Genomic DNA, 16,033 nt, shown 5'->3' on the forward strand with positions numbered 1-16,033 from the left:
CGCGTCTATCTAAGTTGTCATGCTCTTCAGGCGCGCAAGCCGAAGCTTTTGGGTGCATTGCAATGTTCCGAATCCGAATTACGAGGCCCTTGCTTTCAATTGGGTGATGAATCGATCACCAATCTTTGTGCAGCGGCTCAGGAAGAGCTCAAGTTGACGGATATCCATTCGGAAATTGGCAAGAATATGGTCCCGCGTGGGTTCTCTGATCTTGGCTTTACTGCTTTGTTCCAACCCAATTTTGGTGAAGCGTTGCTGCGGCTTGTACACGAACAAAGATTGGGTGACGAAAAGCCGGTGGTAAAGCTCATGCCACTTTCATCTGGCGATCGGCTTGTTTGGGACCATGAGATGACGGTTTCGCCGGACCTAGTGCAAATCGTTTTTGCACTTATCTACCATTGTGGTGAATTGCTCGCGGATGATCGCTTTAAAACCGTGAAGGCAGCGCATTTCGCGCATCCCCGACCAGATGGCTTCAGGGGGTTCCCAGGAGGGAGTTCTAGCAAAGACCCGATACCCTGCTATTTCAATCGACCATCCACTTATCTCGAATATCATCGCCATGTGATGACCAAGTCAGTGCCGCGTCATAATCCTGCGATTATTTCTGCTAGAGGCCAGCAAAAATCATTTTTTGCGAGAGCCAGATTCGAGCGCGAAAATCTCGCGAAGCTTACCTATGAATATCTGCTATATCTTCTCGACAAATCTGGCCTCAGTCTGGAGGCGGCAGCTGTTACTTTTGGTATGGCCGAACGGACATTGAGGCGAAAGTTGGTGGCAGAAGGCATGTCCTATCGTCAATTGCTGGAGCAGGTTCGGCGAGATACCTGCCGTCTCTATTTTCTGGAGGGTACTCGGAATCTCTCAGAGATATCCGCTAAACTGGGCTATAGCGAGCTAAGCGCCTTCACCCGCGCCTATACAAGCTGGTATGGTCATCCACCAAGCCAGGATGCTTGTGCGGCTACGGCGCTTGCTGCCTGACCGTTACAATATTCTGTGAAATGGTGGGCGTAGAGAGAGTTGAACTCCCGACCCCTTCGATGTCAACGAAGTGCTCTACCACTGAGCTATACGCCCACGCTGGAGGCCGTCTAGCCAGCCCGTTCGGCTGGCGCAAGGCCTAATTCAGGTCGCTGATACTGTGCGGTTCAAACAGCCGGTCGACCTCTAGAACCAGATCCCGCAAATGAAAGGGTTTTGACAATATTTTGGCCTTCGGAACTGTCTCCCCAGCGCGCAACGTTACGCCGGAAAAACCGGTGATGAACATGACCTGGGTGTCCGGGCAGGCCGCGGCGCAATGTTGCGCCAGTTCGATTCCATCCATTTCGGGCATTACAATATCGGTTAAAAGCAGATCAAATTTCTCTGCCTCCAGAAAAGGAACTGCTGCAGTTCCGCGATCTACAGCTACGACTTCATAGTTGGCTTTCTCCAGAGCCCGTGTAAGATGTTCACGCATCGTCTGTTCATCTTCCGCAAGGAGAATCCTGATCATTTGTCGCGCCTTCCCGAATATGCCTGAATGCAGATGGTCCGTTATGCCGAGGCACGCATATAAGTGCAAATCGGTTAATTTTCTATCGCGATCAGTATCTTTTTTGACGGTGCCTGGAGCTTTGTGGAGGGATGATCATGGTTAGTCCCGATACGGATGAATATTCGTCCACAACAGCATGCTATTCTCTATCCAATGTTGACGCGTTCCAATTCCCGATATTGGTCAGTGTACCCCATGCCGGTAGAGAATATCCGCCTGAGCTTCTCGACAATCTCAATGTGCCGGCTTCCCAGCTACTGAGATTGGAAGATCGTTATGCCGACCGGCTTGCTGCATCGGTTGTTGCTGCGGGTTTTCCTGCAATTGTCGCGCGCAAACCGCGGGCTTGGGTGGACCTGAATCGTAGCCGCACAGAAATTGATCCGGACATGGTGGCCGGTATGGATCCATCACAAACACCGCAGATGAGTAAAAAGGTTAGAGGCGGTTTGGGTATATTGCCGCGCCGTTTGCACGGCGCGGGCAATCTTTGGCGAGAAAAATGGGAACATCAGCATGTGATGGATCGGATTCAGCAAGATCACGAACCCTATCATGTGATGGTTGAGCATCTTCTGGACCGGATACGATCGGATTATGGATGCGCGCTTCTTTTGGACCTGCACAGCATGCCATCTGTATTCGACGAAAATCGGAAGCAGATAGAGTTTGTGATTGGCGACCGCTTTGGCCGTAGTTGTGATTCGCGATATGCGGAACTAGCAGCGCTTCATTTCCGGATGCATGGCCATCATGTTCAAGCAAATCATCCCTATTCTGGTGGCTATATGTTGGAGCGGCACGGCAGGCCGGAACGCAATATCCATGCCTTTCAGCTTGAGGTGGATCGGGCGCTGTATCTGGATCAAAGCCTGCGAGAGCCGAGCGACTCAGCAGGAGCGATTGCGGGACTGATCCATAATTGCTGTGTCATGCTTGCGGAGCAACTGTCCGGTGGCCCTCAACTGGAGGCAGCGGAGTGACCCTTTTCTCATAAAAAAACCACCTCGCCATAGCGGCGAGGTGGCCAAGGTTCAGGGAGGTGGCATTTCAGAGAAACGCCCGCATAGATCCGATCGGGGGATGCGAACCCATGCACCCACAATGTGGGCGTTATTCGGACGAGTTGCAAGTCCCAGTCCGTGAATTATTGTAAAATAGCCGCCGATCCGATCCGACTGAAACGGACCGGCGATTTTGTGGTTGTCTTGCCTAGACGGAAGGCGCTTCGGTTACCTGCGGCATTTTGCCCGCGCTAACCTGCTTTGCGAAGACCTCGCGCATCAACTGTAGCGAGAACAGATGGGCGTAGATCAACGGTAACATTCCGTTTTGGTTGATTTTACGGAGTTCATCGCCGCGCATGTCACGCAATTTCTCTTCGTTGACCATTTTAAATCCGCGATAGACGAAGGGCTTCTCGACGTCGGTCTGCTGGATAGAAACTTCTCCATCCATCAACAATTCCAAACGCTCCAGTTCGCTAACGAACTGACCGGTCCGTTGGCCCGCTTGTTCAAATTGCTCACAAAAATTCAAAATATTCTTGGTGGTTTCAGTTGGTTGATCCTTGTCGAATAAGGTATCGCCATCCTTATAATCGCCGATCGCATCGGTTGTCGGATCAAAACACAGCGAGAGTTCTTCAGCATCCGGACGCAATTTTGCGAGCATGAACGGATAGCGCCGGACATAGGCAGGAACATAAGCGGGTTCGCTGAATTGACCTTCGTCATTCATAAACGTGTTTACGCCTTCGTTGAGACCCATGAGAATCAATGGAACGCTATTTTCACCGACTGAAAACACAATTGGATAGTTGCGCGCTGCATTGGCGAATTCATCGGTGGTGATTGGAATAGCGTGCTGTGATTGCATGAAAGACGCATTGTCGAGCCCTTTGACTTTCCAGTTTGCGTGCTCATTCGAATTGAGAGGAACCAAGTCATTGTAGAACATTGGTAATGCTTGTGCTTGAGGCGTGCTCGCCATAGTCAGGTTCTCCGAAAAATTACTGTTGCGTCCGAATTGTTATCTTGCGCTTTAAGAGCCAGATTGGCCTGACGCAAGGGGAACGAGTTTACCGGGGTTCATAATGTTTTTTGGATCAATCGCCGTTTTAATTGCGCGCAGCATTGAGAGCCTTGCATCGGATGACAGTCGCTCCAGTTCTATGCGCTTATTTTGTCCGATTCCATGCTCAGCGGAAATTGAGCCGCCGGCTGCCATGACGAGGTCATGGACTAGCGGCGTAATTTCTTTTGCATAGTCCCGCATCCAGTCTTTCGCCTGCGCACCGGGCGGTGCCTTGACGTGGAAATGGACGTTGCCATCCCCCATGTGACCAAATGCGGCGACTTTTGTGCCGGAAAACTTTTCTTCGATAACCGGTGATGCGTCGTTGATAAATTGGGCCATAGCGGGGATCGGAACGCTTATATCATGCTGCAGCGCTGGGCCGCTCGCGCGCTCCGCTTCAGCGATTGAATCCCGAATCTTCCAAAAATCCTCGGCTTGCTGTTCGCTGGCGGCGAGGGTTGCGTCTTCGATCAATCCCCGTTCCAGCGCGTCCGCTAACAGATTTTCGGTCACGGACTTGGGGTCTTGTGCATCGGGTTGATCGCGTATGATTTCAATGAGCACGTGCCAGCGATATGTGCCTGCCAAAGGTGGCCGGGTACCGGGGATATGGCGCAATACAGAATTGAGGCATGTCGCCGGGATGATCTCAAAGCCTTCCAGTGATTGCGGCGTTCGTCGATTGAGATACTGGAACAGTCGATAGGCCGCATTCGTGCTATCGACCGCAGCCCAGGCAACGCAGCGATCAACCAGAGCTGGTACGGTTTTCAATGTCGCTGCGGTAACGATCCCCAATGTGCCTTCGCCGCCAACGAATAGTTGTTTGAGATCATAGCCTCGATTGTCTTTCTTGAGTGCGGTGAGCCCGTCAAAGACGCTGCCATCGGGCAGTACGGCTTCAATTCCGGTCACCAAAGAGCGCATCGTACCGTGGCGCAAGACTTGGGTGCCGCCTGCATTTGTGGACACGAGGCCACCGACCGTAGCAGAACCCTTGCCTCCCAAGGTCAATGGGAATCGCTGTCCCTCGGCAGCGAGGGCTTCATGAAGATTCTGCAGGATTACGCCAGCTTCGCACACAATCATCTGGTCATCTGGCTCGACGGACCGAATCTGATTCATGCGGCGGAGCGATAAGAGGATCGATTGGCCGCTACCATCGGGGGTTGCGCCGCCAACCATACCGCTATTGCCGCCTTGGGGAACGATGGCCACTGCATTTTCATTTGCAATTTGGAGTATTGCCGCTGTTTCCTGTGTTGTTGCGGGAGAGACCATGGCGGTTGCTGCACCGGTATAGCGACCGCGCCAGTCAGTGAGCCATGGTTCCATATCGTTGTCGGTTGTTGTGAACCCTTTCGGGCCCACAATCGACTGCATTTGCTCTAACCATTTTGCCATATCAATATTCCCGTGCGGTCGTGTCGCTACACATTATCTCTTTCGCGAACTTGCCGACAGGGAGGGGCTGCGGCAGAAAAATTCGTCGAATAGGATTGTAGATGACAAATTCTCAGTTCATGCAATATTCAATAGTCGATGATATAACGACAATAAGGGTTAGTTAAGGGATTTCGGTGAGCCTGTCACTTACAGCGATATTGCTGCTTTCTGTGCCGGATATGCACGAGATGCAGCAGGTGGATGCTTCATCCCCAGGCACGGTCACGACGTATGTGCCCGCCCGCCCCATTGTCTTTGCGCAGCTTCGAATCGAAAAGCGGGTGATTATCCGTGTACCTCGACGCCGTCCGAATCCGTTGGCGCCACGGGTCAGATTTTCGCAGGAAGTGCCACGTCAGGTCTATCGGGAGAAGAAAATCGGCAAATGCCTGCCAATGAACAACATATTGGGTGTGCAGATGTTCGGGGACCGTTTCCTGGATCTGGTGACGCGCGATCGCAGGCGGATCAGAGCGCGGCTGGACAAGAAATGCCAAGCGCGCAGCTTCTATTCCGGATTCTATATGGAAAAATCAGAAGACGGAAAAATGTGCGCGGACCGAGATGTCTTGCACTCGCGCACCGGGGCCAAATGTGAAATTGATCGCTTCCGCGAACTGGTCCCAGAACGCTAGACCAAGCGAGAAAACTTGACAAATCTGGGATATGCGATCATTGCCCGGCACAGCTCAAGAGGCTAAGACAGGATGCAAGGGTGCATCCTATATTTTTCCGGAAACACTATGAAATTTGCCGATATCGGCCTGTCTGAAGAACTGCTGAAATCCGTAGCTGATGCTGGCTATGATGAACCGACGCCGATTCAGGCGCAAGCCATACCACCTGTGCTGATGATGAAAGATATCATTGGCATTGCTCAGACCGGTACCGGGAAAACGGCAAGTTTCGTGTTGCCGATGATCGACATTTTGGCGCACGGTCGCTCGCGGGCTCGTATGCCGCGGTCTTTAATCCTAGAGCCGACCCGCGAATTGGCGGCGCAAGTGGCCGAGAATTTCGAGAAATATGGCAAGAACCATAATCTCAGCATGGCGTTGCTCATCGGTGGCGTTTCTATGGGAGATCAGATCAAGGCCTTGGAAAAAGGCGTCGATGTTCTGATCGCTACACCCGGCAGGCTGATGGATCTGTTTGATCGCGGACGGATATTGATGTCCGGTTGCGAGTTGCTGGTGATTGATGAAGCAGACCGCATGCTGGATATGGGTTTCATTCCCGATATTGAATCGATCTGCTCGAAACTGCCCTCGACGCGGCAGACAATGCTGTTTTCTGCGACGATGCCGCCGCCGATTAAGAAGTTGTCGGATCAATTTCTCACCAATCCGAAATATATTGAGGTCTCGCGCCCTGCAACGGCGAATAGTTCGATAGATCAATCGCTGATTGAGGTTGCTCCGAAGGGCAAGCGCAGATTGCTGGTTGATATTTTGGACAATGAAGGCGTCGAAACCGGCATCATATTCTGTAATCGGAAAACCGAGGTTCGTGACCTTTGTCAAAGCTTGCGTAAAGATGGCTTTGATGCGGGGCAGATTCATGGTGACATGGATCAAACTTCACGTCTGGCGGAATTGGACCGTTTTAAATCGGGTGAACTCAACATCCTATGTGCATCAGATGTCGCGGCCCGCGGGCTTGATATCAAGGGTGTTAGCCATGTGATCAACTTTGATATTCCTTGGCATCCCGATGATTATGTCCACCGGATTGGTCGTACCGGCCGTGCCGGCGCAAAGGGTGTCGCAATTACTTTCATTACCCGCAGCGATTCCGAGCATGTTGAGAATATCGAAAAACTGACCGGCATGAAAATACCGGTCCGCAAAGAACGCAAAGGCAATAGCGGCAAGAAACCGGCGGAGAAAAAGTCGGAAAAATCAGCCTCGTCAAAGCCGAATCCGGTGAAGGCGAAAGAACCGCGGCAGAATGATGCACCGAAAAAACCGGCGCGCGCTCCAAAGGCACAAAATGAAAAACCGCCTGTAAAACAGGACAGCAATGATGATGAGGCTGACGGTAGCTGGAACGGCCCGATGCCCAGCTTCCTGGGCGCCAAGTTTGACCGCTAAATCAACCCTATTGCTGGGTTAAACTATCCAAAATTGTTGAAGCTAGCAGATCCGTGGTCTCAGGCTGATCGGCGGCATAGGTGATTTCCGCCTGTACCATCGTGCCATCAGGATTGCGGAGCAGTCGCTGACTGGATTTCTGGCCGTCGGCCAAAAGCCCGGATGCGCGATATTCATTGGCTCCGACAGCAGCGCCCTGCATCGCATCGCCGCTATCTTCCACCGCCTGGACAGCTTTGCTCCAAGCTGCATCTTCGCGGTTTTCCACCCAGCTTACAGCCAGTTTTGAACCATTTTCTTTGTCCGTAAATATTTGGCCATTGTCATCGCTGGCCGTTTGATCGACTTCCCAGCCGCCCGGCACCATGATCGTGTAACCGCGCAAGCTGTTGGTATAGCTTTCCATCGTGGTGAGATCGATTGCCGCCTCGTTTTCCGTACCTTCCGCAGCTTCTGCCTCGTCCCGGATCGCCTGACTGGCGGCATCGGCTTGTTGCGCGAGTTCGTCGCTTGATGGAACGTCGCCGACCGCTTCCTGTTTTCCGCAGGCTGAAAGGAGCAGTGCCAGCGTGAGGGCAGCGCCGAATGGAAGAGTTGGAAGCATGTTTTTCATAGGGCCAAGACTTAAGACCAGCGGTACGAAACATCAATGGCGATGTTGGATTTTGGTCGGATTTGCTGATTCTCAAAATGGCCGAAAATGTCAAATTCAACAGAAAATCCAACAAGCACCGCCGAAATTATGCAGCGTTATCAATGCCCAGATCCGCCAGCTTGCGATAGAGAGTTGAGCGCCCAATGCCCAAGCGACGCGCGACTTCTGTCATCCTGCCGCGATAATGGCCGATGGCGAGCCGGATCACATCGGCTTCGATTTCGTCCAGTGGTCGCAAATTGCCATCTTCGGAATAGAGCGTGATGCCGATGCCTTCCGGACTGTTGGTGAGATGCGGTTCGGTATCGTCGGATTCGGCGACAAAGGATGATATCTGCGGAAATTCCTCACAGGTGAGGGCATTGCGGTCACACATGACAGCGGCGCGGAAGAGCACGCTTTGCAATTGCCGGACATTGCCCGGCCAGTGATAGCTACGCAGCAGATTTAGTGCTTCGTCGGTAATGCCCAGGCTGCGCAGGCCCGGTTGGAGGGCTAGGCGAGCGAGGAAATGCCGTGCCAAGGCGGGAATGTCGCCGGTCCGGTCGCGTAGCGGCGGAATGGTTAGCTGGACGACGTTCATTTGATAATAGAGGTCTTCCCGGAAATTATCTTGCTCGACTTCCCTCAGCAGCTTGCGATTGGTTGCAGCGACAACCCGGACGTCGAGCTGGAAGCTGTTCGGGCTTCCCAAAGGCTGAATATCGGATTGTTTCAGGAAGCGCAGCAAACGTACCTGGGTTTCCGGCGGAATCTGGTCGACTTCATCAAGGAAAATCGTGCCACCCTCGGCTTGCTGGAGCAGGCCGATTTTGCGGTCAAATGCGCCGGTAAAGGCACCTTTTTCATGACCAAAAAGGATAGAATCGAGCAAATTGCCGGTAACCGCGCCGCAATTGAGTTTCAGCATCGGTTGTTTGGATCGCGGGCTAGCGGCGTGGATGGCATCGGCAATGACTTCCTTGCCAACCCCGCCTTCGCCTTCGATCAATACCGGAACGCGTGCACGGGCAGCCTTGGCGGCGATCGCCAGCGCGGCGCGAAAGGATGATGCTGCCCCGACAATTTCTTCAAATTCTAGCGGCGCCGAGATTTTCTCGGAGAGCGGACGCAGTTCGCCATCATCCTTGGATGATTCGACCGCCGCGTTAAGCGCGGTGAGCATCAATTCCGGAGCAACCGGCTTGATTAGATAGTCGGTGGCACCGGCGCGAACGGCATCAACCGCTTCGGCAATCGATCCAACGGCGGTGAGCATCAGGATCGGCAAAGCGGGGCGGCGTGATTTCAACTCGGTGATAAGCTCGGTGGCTTCGGAGCCCGGCACCCAGTGATCGAGAATGACGGCGTCGAGCATCATCCCATCCTGTGTGCCCAGCGTCGCGATCGCGGTTTCTGCATCGCGCGCATAGATCGTCCGAAATCCCGCACGCGAAGCCAGCGCGGAAATTAGTCGGCATTGGGCCGGCTCATCATCGATAAGCAGCAGTAGTTTTGTGCCGTTTTGTGCCATTTTTGTCCCGATTGTGCCAGAATGAGCCATATCCATACTGGCAACCGGTAAAGAGCCGATTAAGGCCCGGATAAATATTCTATCCAAATTGACGGTGTGAAGGGCTTGAGCAGTGCGCAATATAAGGTTACACCTCGCGCCTGTTTTGAACGAAAATATGGGGATATCATGGCATCGGATAATAATTTGGGTCCAGCACAGGAATCATATGCTGGCTTTTTGTCACTGTTGAAAATCGGGATGATTGTGTCCACCCTCGTTACAATATTGGTGGTTGTTCTTATATCCTAACTGATTGGAATATCTTGTGAAAATCGCGGTTTTGAAAGAACTCGCCGACGGCGAGAAGCGTGTTAGCGCGTCGCCGGAAACGGTTAAGAAGTTCATCGCTTTGGGTGCTTCTATGGCCATTGAAAAGGGCGCTGGCGAATCTGCGTCGGTTGCTGACAATGACTATAAGGATATGGGGGCCACCGTCGGTACCCGGGCCGTGGTCTTAAAAGATGCGGATATTGTTCTTGGGGTGCAGGGTCCGGACCCAAAATCGCTCAAGGGCATAAAAAAAGGCGCTTGGCTGGTTGCCAGCCTCAATCCTTTTGGCGAGCGCAAGCGGGTGGATGAATATGCCAAGCTTGGCATTGACGCGCTGGCGATGGAATTCATGCCGCGGATCACCCGCGCACAATCCATGGATATTCTGTCGAGTCAGTCGAACCTGTCGGGTTATAAGGCCGTGCTCGAAGCGGGCGCGCATTACGGACGCGCTTTCCCAATGATGATGACGGCTGCTGGCACGGTATCGGCTGCCAAATGTTTTGTCATGGGTGTCGGCGTTGCCGGACTGCAGGCGATTGCAACGGCCCGGCGTCTTGGCGCACAGGTCAGCGCAACCGATGTGCGGGCTGCGACCAAGGAACAGATTCAATCGCTCGGCGCAAAACCGATTTTCGTGGAAAGCGTCGAAGGTATCGAGGGCGAAGGCACCGGCGGCTATGCCACCGAAATGAGCGAGGAATATCAGAAGGCGCAAGCCGAACTGGTTTCCAGCCATATCGCCAAGCAGGATATTGTGATTACCACGGCATTAATCCCTGGTCGCGCGGCTCCACGTCTGATCTCGGATGCGCAGATTGCGACGATGCGGACCGGCAGTGTGATTGTCGATCTGGCGGCGGAACAAGGTGGCAATGTCGAAGGTGCTGTTGCTGGCAAGGTTGTTGAAAAACACGGTGTCAAAATCTTGGGCGCGGACAATATGCCTTCCAGCATGGCGGCAGACAGCTCGGCTCTGTTCTCCCGCAATCTCTACAATTTTCTGTCTGCCTATTGGGACGAAGAAGCGAAGCGGCCAGTGTTGCCCGACGATGACGAAGTAACAATTGGCATACGCCTGACCAAAGATGGCAAGGTTGTGAACGAGCGCCTTCTGGCGAAATAGGGGTTAGCAATGGATTTTATCTCAATTCTTTCAATTTTCGTGATGGCCTGTTTTGTCGGCTATTATGTTGTCTGGTCGGTGACCCCGGCTTTGCACACGCCTTTGATGGCGGTGACCAATGCGATTAGCTCGGTGATCATTGTCGGCGCGTTGATCGCGGCGGCGGCGGGATCGCAGGCTGATGGTGGGCAGACCGCCAAATGGCTGGGTCTCGTCGGCGTTGTTCTGGCCAGCGTAAACATATTTGGCGGCTTTGCCGTGACCGAGCGCATGCTCGCAATGTATAAGAAAAAGGAGCGCAAATAATGCGGAACGCATTGATTGGCGCATCCGCGCTTCTATTCTCGACCCCGGCATTGGCGGCTTCTGGTGAAGCGGTAAATCCTTGGGTTGCTGCGGCCTATCTGATCGCGGGTGTCTTGTTCATTCTCGCCCTGCGTGGCTTGTCGTCGCCGGAATCGAGCCGGGCGGGTAACCGCTATGGTATGCTTGGCATGCTGATCGCCGTGGTCACCACTTTGTGGACCCACAGTATCGCCAGCTTGCCGGAAATTGCCGGTGCTATCGCTATTGGTGGCGTCATCGGTTTTGTAACCGCGCGCCGGATCGCCATGACCGATATGCCGCAGCTTGTGGCAGCCTTCCACTCTTTGGTCGGTATGGCCGCAGTTCTGGTCGGTATCGCCGCTTATCTTAATCCGGGTGCCTTTGGCATTTTGGACGGGGCCGGTGAAATATTGACGGTCAGTCGCGTGGAATTGGGCCTTGGCGTTGCCATTGGTGCGATCACCTTCTCCGGTTCGGTCATCGCTTTCTTGAAACTCAACGGCAATATGTCGGGCGCGCCGATCATGCTGCCGCTGCGGCATGTCATCAATCTCGGCGTATTGGCTGCGATTATCGGATTGACCGCTTATTTCGCGATTGCGCCGACCATTGGCACAGGTCCGATTTTCTGGACCATTGTCGGGCTTAGCTTCTTGATTGGTTTCTTGCTGATCATTCCAATTGGCGGCGCCGATATGCCGGTGGTCGTGTCGATGTTGAACAGCTATTCCGGCTGGGCAGCAGCGGCCATGGGTTTCACTCTGGGCAATACCGCCATGATCATCACCGGTGCGCTGGTTGGTTCGTCGGGTGCAATTCTGTCCTACATCATGTGCAAGGCCATGAACCGCAGCTTCATCAGCGTGATCGCGGGCGGCTTTGGTGCCGATAGCGGGCCAACGGAAGGCGCGACCAAGATTGACCGGCCATGGAAACGCGGGTCTGCTGAAGATGCCGCCTATATGATGAAACAGGCAGAAAATGTGATCATCATTCCTGGCTATGGCATGGCCGTGGCGCAGGCACAGCATGCTTTGCGTGAAATGGGCGATATGCTTAAAGAGGCTGGCGTTGGGGTCAAATATGCCATTCACCCGGTCGCGGGCCGGATGCCGGGCCATATGAATGTTCTGCTTGCCGAAGCGAACGTGCCTTATGATGAGGTGTTCGAGCTGGAAGATATTAACAGCGAATTTGCGCAGGCCGATGTTGCTTTCATCATTGGTGCCAATGACGTGGTCAATCCAGCCGCAAAAACCGACAAGGGATCGCCCATTTATGGTATGCCGGTGTTCGACGTGGACAAGGCGAAGACGATCTTCTTCATCAAACGTTCGATGGGCGGCGTCGGCTATGCCGGGGTTGATAATGAGGTCTTTTATATGGACCAGACGATGATGTTACTTTCCGACGCGAAGAAAATGTGCGAAGAAATTGTAAAGGCGCTTTAGACGCCGACTTCGGATATTTCAGGGAATGTAACTTTAATGCGGAAAATTGGGCTGATTGGCGGGATGAGCTGGGTGTCGACCGCCAGCTATTACACGCGGATCAACAGGATTGTTCAAAATCGGCTGGGTGGCTTTGGCAGTCCGCATATGCTGATAGAGAGCGTCAATTTCAACGATTATGCCCGGTTGCAGTCGGATGATGACTGGGATGCTGCGGCGGGTCTGATGACCCGTTCGGCAAAGCGTCTGGAGCATAGCGGTGCGACGGCGATCCTGATCTGCTCCAATGCGATGCACAAAATCTATGATCAGGTGCAACCCGAGGTCGGTGTGCCGATCCTGCATATCGCCGATTGTGTCGGTGACAAGATGGTCGCTGATGGAATCACATCGGCGACATTGATTGGCACCCGCAACGTGATGACCGAGGGTTTTTATCGCAAGCGGCTGGTCGGCAAAGGGATTACCTTGTCCCCGCCCGATGAAGAACGGGTCGAGGAAATCGACCGGATCATCTACGAGGAACTGATGTTCAACGAAGCCAAGCGGGATTCGGAACGGACGATGAAAACCTATATCACCAATATCGCCAAGCAAGAGATTGAAGCGATTGTGCTCGGCTGCACCGAACTGGATCTGATCGTCGATACCAAGGCGAATATCCTGCCGATCTATGACAGCACCGAGATTCATGCGGACGCAGCGATAGAGTGGATATTGGCCGACGCCTAGCTTCGCGGTCTCCAAGACCATTAACTTCGTGATTTTACTGACATTAATGTCAATGCTTGGCATAGGGCCGGTTTTGCGCCATTGTCTTTCCGTCTTGTAGGAGAGAATGATGATACGCAGTCTACTGGTTGCCACCGCGCTATGCTTGAGCGCGCCGACACTGGCAAAAACCATCACCGTCGCGCCGGGAGCCGATGCGCAGGAACGGCTTCAGGAAGCCTTGATTCTCGCCGAACCCGGCGATGTGGTGGAACTGGGCGCCGGCCGATTTGATCTAGTCGATGGCCTGTCTCTGGATGTCGATAATGTAACCGTACGCGGTGCCGGCATGGACCAGACCGTACTCAATTTCGCTGGACAATTAGGCGCGGGCGAAGGCCTTTTGGTGACCTCGGACCATGTCATATTGCGTGATTTCGCGATTGAGGACAGCAAGGGCGACGGCATCAAGTCGAAGGGCGCAGATAATATCGTCTATTATAAGGTGCGGGTCGAATGGACCCGCGGGCCGCATAAGGACAATGGCGCCTATGCCATCTATCCGGTGGAAAGCAGCAATGTGCTGGTCGACAGTGTGACGACAATTGGTTCTTCCGACGCGGGCATTTACGTCGGCCAATCGGAGAATATCATCGTCCGCAATTCGGTCGCCAAGTTTAACGTCGCCGGTATCGAGATTGAAAATAGCGTCGGAGCAGACGTCTATAACAATGTCGCAGTCAACAACACCGGCGGAATATTGGTCTTTGACCTTCCTAATATTCCGAAACAGGGCGGTCGCAATGTGCGCGTGTTCGACAATATTGTGGTCGACAATAACACGCCGAATTTTGCCCCTGAAGGCAATATCGTCGCGGATGTCCCTGCTGGCATGGGCGTGATGGTGATGTCTCACTATGAAGTGGAAGTGTTTGAAAACCGTTTCGCGGAAAATGGCACCGGCAATATATTGATCGTGTCCTATACCAAGGAACAGAATGACCCCAATTATAACCCAAAGCCTATTGGCGTGCGGGTCTTTGAAAATGACCATGGCCGGGCCGGCTATAATCCGGTCTTTACCGGCGGTGATTTGCTGAAGGCCGCCTTTGGCGGAGCGATTCCACCGATTATCGAGGATGGCACGGGCGAGAATATCCGGGTCGGCGATGATGTCGCGATCCTGACATTGGGTCTGACCAGACCCGGTCAGCCGCTGACCGAGGCGCAACCTGCGCTCGCCGCGGGAGGAACGGAGCCATTTGATGGGCGGCAGCTGAAACCGATCACCTTGCCCCAGGCGATGGAAGACGCGGTCAACTAATGCGGTTACTGGCGTCTGCTTGTGCAATCGCGGCGCTGGTCTTTTCGGTCGGCGCGCGTGAACCTGCCGCTGTTGCCGATATGGTGATCCAGTCCGATGGTCTGCCGCGCAGCCTGTCCGACTATCGCTTTTTCAAGGATGCGTCGGGCTGGCAACCCAATGACCGGGTTGTGCCCTATGAACTGAACATGCCTTTGTTCACCGATTATGCCGATAAATATCGGTATATCTATGTGCCGGAAGGGCAGCAGGCATCGGCCAAGGGGGACGGTCTGCTCGACTTTCCCGTCGGATCGGCCCTGATCAAAAGCTTTGGCTATGAGCTGGATGGCAAGCCGCGCTTGCTCGAGACGAGAGTGCTGCTGCATCGTGCCGATGGCTGGTTGGCGCTGCCCTATGTGTGGAACGAAGATCAGACCGAGGCCAAGTTGAAAGTCGCCGGCGCGCGCATAGCGGTCACTTTCACCGATCCGTCGGGTCAGGAGCGGTCGACCAGCTATGCCGTGCCCAACAAGAACCAGTGCAAGGAATGCCACGGGCTTTCGGACGCAGTAACACCCATCGGCCCCAAGGCCCGCAACCTAACCCATGATGGGCAGCTAGCGGATTTTGCACGACTGGGCCTGATCCACCGGACCCCGAAGGTTGAATATCGCGTCCCGACATGGGGCGAGACCAGCGCGCCGCTCAATGATCGCGCACGGGGTTATCTGGACGTCAATTGCGCCCATTGTCACAACGTCAACGGCTCGGCCAGCAACTCCGGCCTGTTCCTGACCTATGAAGAGAAAATGCCGGTCCGTATCGGCATCAACAAGCGTCCGGTTGCAGCCGGACGGGGCAGTGGCACCCACGCTTTCGACATCGCCCCGGGCGATCCGGATGGCAGTATCCTGATCTATCGCCTGAACAGCCTTGATCCGGGTGTCTCCATGCCGGAAGTGGGGCGTTCGATCGTCCATGACGAGGGCGTCGCTTTGCTCAGCCAGTGGATTGCGGAGATGGAGTAAGGACCAATCGTGACCACCAGAAAAGCGCATTGCCATTGCGGCCAATTGCAAGTGACAACGACCAGCGAACCATATGCGGTGGTGATGTGCCATTGCCGCGCTTGCCAACAGCGGACCGGGTCGCCCTATGGCGTTGGCGCCTATTTCAAGCTGAGTGATTGCAAAATTGTCGGACAATCCAACCCATATATCAGAGCGGGCACTAGTGGATCAGATTTGGAAAATCGTTTCTGCCCGGACTGCGGTACCACCGTGTACTGGATGACGCCTTTTCACCCCGACGGCGTTGGTATCGCGACGGGTTGTTTTGATGGAGATGATCTACCACCCCCGTCGCGCAGCGTCTGGGAAAGCGAACGGCATCACTGGGTAGATGTGCCCATGCAGGATCGGTGGATAGAAGGCCGCGATGGAGCGAAAGCCGTAGATCGCTAGCC

At 53.9% G+C, this 16,033-nt stretch carries 16 protein-coding genes and 1 tRNA gene; 11 read left to right on the top strand and 6 right to left on the bottom strand.

Features of this window, described 5'->3' with window-relative positions:
* Positions 1 to 99: 99 nt before the first annotated feature.
* Complete coding sequence (locus ABJG22_RS03555; protein WP_348018874.1) at positions 100 to 990, top strand: helix-turn-helix transcriptional regulator; 891 nt, start codon at positions 100 to 102, stop codon at positions 988 to 990.
* A gap of 21 nt (positions 991 to 1,011) precedes the next feature.
* Here ABJG22_RS03555 and ABJG22_RS03560 read toward each other — a convergent pair.
* Together ABJG22_RS03560 and ABJG22_RS03565 are read right to left on the bottom strand one after the other, a co-directional pair.
* Positions 1,012 to 1,086: transfer RNA gene (locus ABJG22_RS03560), tRNA-Val, on the bottom strand.
* 43 nt (positions 1,087 to 1,129) lie between these two features.
* Complete coding sequence (locus ABJG22_RS03565; protein ID WP_348018875.1) at positions 1,130 to 1,507, bottom strand: response regulator; 378 nt, start codon at positions 1,505 to 1,507, stop codon at positions 1,130 to 1,132.
* A 137-nt stretch (positions 1,508 to 1,644) separates the two neighbouring features.
* Between ABJG22_RS03565 and ABJG22_RS03570 the strand changes: the two genes are divergently transcribed.
* A complete protein-coding gene (locus tag ABJG22_RS03570) occupies positions 1,645 to 2,532 on the top strand; it encodes an N-formylglutamate amidohydrolase (RefSeq protein WP_348018876.1) in 888 nt (295 codons plus the stop codon).
* Between the two features lie 229 nt (positions 2,533 to 2,761).
* Here the strand turns inward: ABJG22_RS03570 and ABJG22_RS03575 are convergent, their stop codons facing one another.
* Together ABJG22_RS03575 and ABJG22_RS03580 are read right to left on the bottom strand one after the other, a co-directional pair.
* The gene (locus ABJG22_RS03575; RefSeq protein WP_348018877.1) at positions 2,762 to 3,541 is read right to left on the bottom strand and encodes a SapC family protein; all 780 of its coding nucleotides are present in this window, start codon (positions 3,539 to 3,541) and stop codon (positions 2,762 to 2,764) included.
* A gap of 51 nt (positions 3,542 to 3,592) precedes the next feature.
* Positions 3,593 to 5,032: an FAD-binding oxidoreductase gene (locus tag ABJG22_RS03580; protein WP_348018878.1), complete on the bottom strand. Its 1,440-nt coding sequence runs from the start codon at positions 5,030 to 5,032 to the stop codon at positions 3,593 to 3,595.
* Positions 5,033 to 5,208: 176 nt separating this feature from the next.
* Between ABJG22_RS03580 and ABJG22_RS03585 the strand changes: the two genes are divergently transcribed.
* Entirely contained in the window at positions 5,209 to 5,709 is a 501-nt protein-coding gene (locus ABJG22_RS03585; RefSeq protein ID WP_348018879.1) for a hypothetical protein, read from the top strand.
* 108 nt (positions 5,710 to 5,817) lie between these two features.
* Positions 5,818 to 7,167, top strand: a complete 1,350-nt coding sequence (locus tag ABJG22_RS03590) for a DEAD/DEAH box helicase (RefSeq protein ID WP_348018880.1) — start codon at positions 5,818 to 5,820, stop codon at positions 7,165 to 7,167.
* A gap of 7 nt (positions 7,168 to 7,174) precedes the next feature.
* Here ABJG22_RS03590 and ABJG22_RS03595 read toward each other — a convergent pair whose 3' ends face one another.
* A complete protein-coding gene (locus ABJG22_RS03595; protein ID WP_348018881.1) occupies positions 7,175 to 7,780 on the bottom strand; it encodes a hypothetical protein in 606 nt (201 codons plus the stop codon).
* 127 nt (positions 7,781 to 7,907) lie between these two features.
* Positions 7,908 to 9,335, bottom strand: coding sequence for a sigma-54 dependent transcriptional regulator (locus ABJG22_RS03600; protein ID WP_348019030.1), 1,428 nt, complete (start codon positions 9,333 to 9,335; stop codon positions 7,908 to 7,910).
* Between the two features lie 307 nt (positions 9,336 to 9,642).
* Here ABJG22_RS03600 and ABJG22_RS03605 point away from each other — a divergent pair, with 307 nt between their 5' ends.
* The 7 genes from ABJG22_RS03605 (at position 9,643) to ABJG22_RS03635 (ending at position 16,031) form a co-directional block, all read left to right on the top strand.
* Positions 9,643 to 10,773, top strand: coding sequence for a Re/Si-specific NAD(P)(+) transhydrogenase subunit alpha (locus ABJG22_RS03605; RefSeq protein ID WP_348018882.1), 1,131 nt, complete (start codon positions 9,643 to 9,645; stop codon positions 10,771 to 10,773).
* A 9-nt stretch (positions 10,774 to 10,782) separates the two neighbouring features.
* Positions 10,783 to 11,079 carry an NAD(P) transhydrogenase subunit alpha gene (locus ABJG22_RS03610; protein WP_066743604.1) on the top strand — a complete coding sequence of 99 codons (297 nt, stop codon included), beginning with the start codon at positions 10,783 to 10,785 and terminating at the stop codon, positions 11,077 to 11,079.
* Positions 11,079 to 12,551, top strand: coding sequence for an NAD(P)(+) transhydrogenase (Re/Si-specific) subunit beta (locus ABJG22_RS03615; protein WP_348018883.1), 1,473 nt, complete (start codon positions 11,079 to 11,081; stop codon positions 12,549 to 12,551). Before ABJG22_RS03610 ends, ABJG22_RS03615 begins: the two co-directional genes overlap by 1 nt.
* Positions 12,552 to 12,587: 36 nt before the next feature.
* Positions 12,588 to 13,283 carry an amino acid racemase gene (locus ABJG22_RS03620; protein WP_348018884.1) on the top strand — a complete coding sequence of 232 codons (696 nt, stop codon included), beginning with the start codon at positions 12,588 to 12,590 and terminating at the stop codon, positions 13,281 to 13,283.
* Positions 13,284 to 13,389: 106 nt separating this feature from the next.
* A complete protein-coding gene (locus tag ABJG22_RS03625) occupies positions 13,390 to 14,586 on the top strand; it encodes a parallel beta-helix domain-containing protein (protein ID WP_348018885.1) in 1,197 nt (398 codons plus the stop codon).
* Entirely contained in the window at positions 14,586 to 15,596 is a 1,011-nt protein-coding gene (locus ABJG22_RS03630) for an SO2930 family diheme c-type cytochrome (RefSeq protein ID WP_348018886.1), read from the top strand. Before ABJG22_RS03625 ends, ABJG22_RS03630 begins: the two co-directional genes overlap by 1 nt.
* A gap of 9 nt (positions 15,597 to 15,605) precedes the next feature.
* Positions 15,606 to 16,031 carry a GFA family protein gene (locus ABJG22_RS03635; protein ID WP_348018887.1) on the top strand — a complete coding sequence of 142 codons (426 nt, stop codon included), beginning with the start codon at positions 15,606 to 15,608 and terminating at the stop codon, positions 16,029 to 16,031.
* Positions 16,032 to 16,033 lie beyond the last annotated feature (2 nt).

It is taken from the genome of Parasphingorhabdus sp., from assembly GCF_039939955.1.
Lineage (GTDB): Bacteria > Pseudomonadota > Alphaproteobacteria > Sphingomonadales > Sphingomonadaceae > Parasphingorhabdus.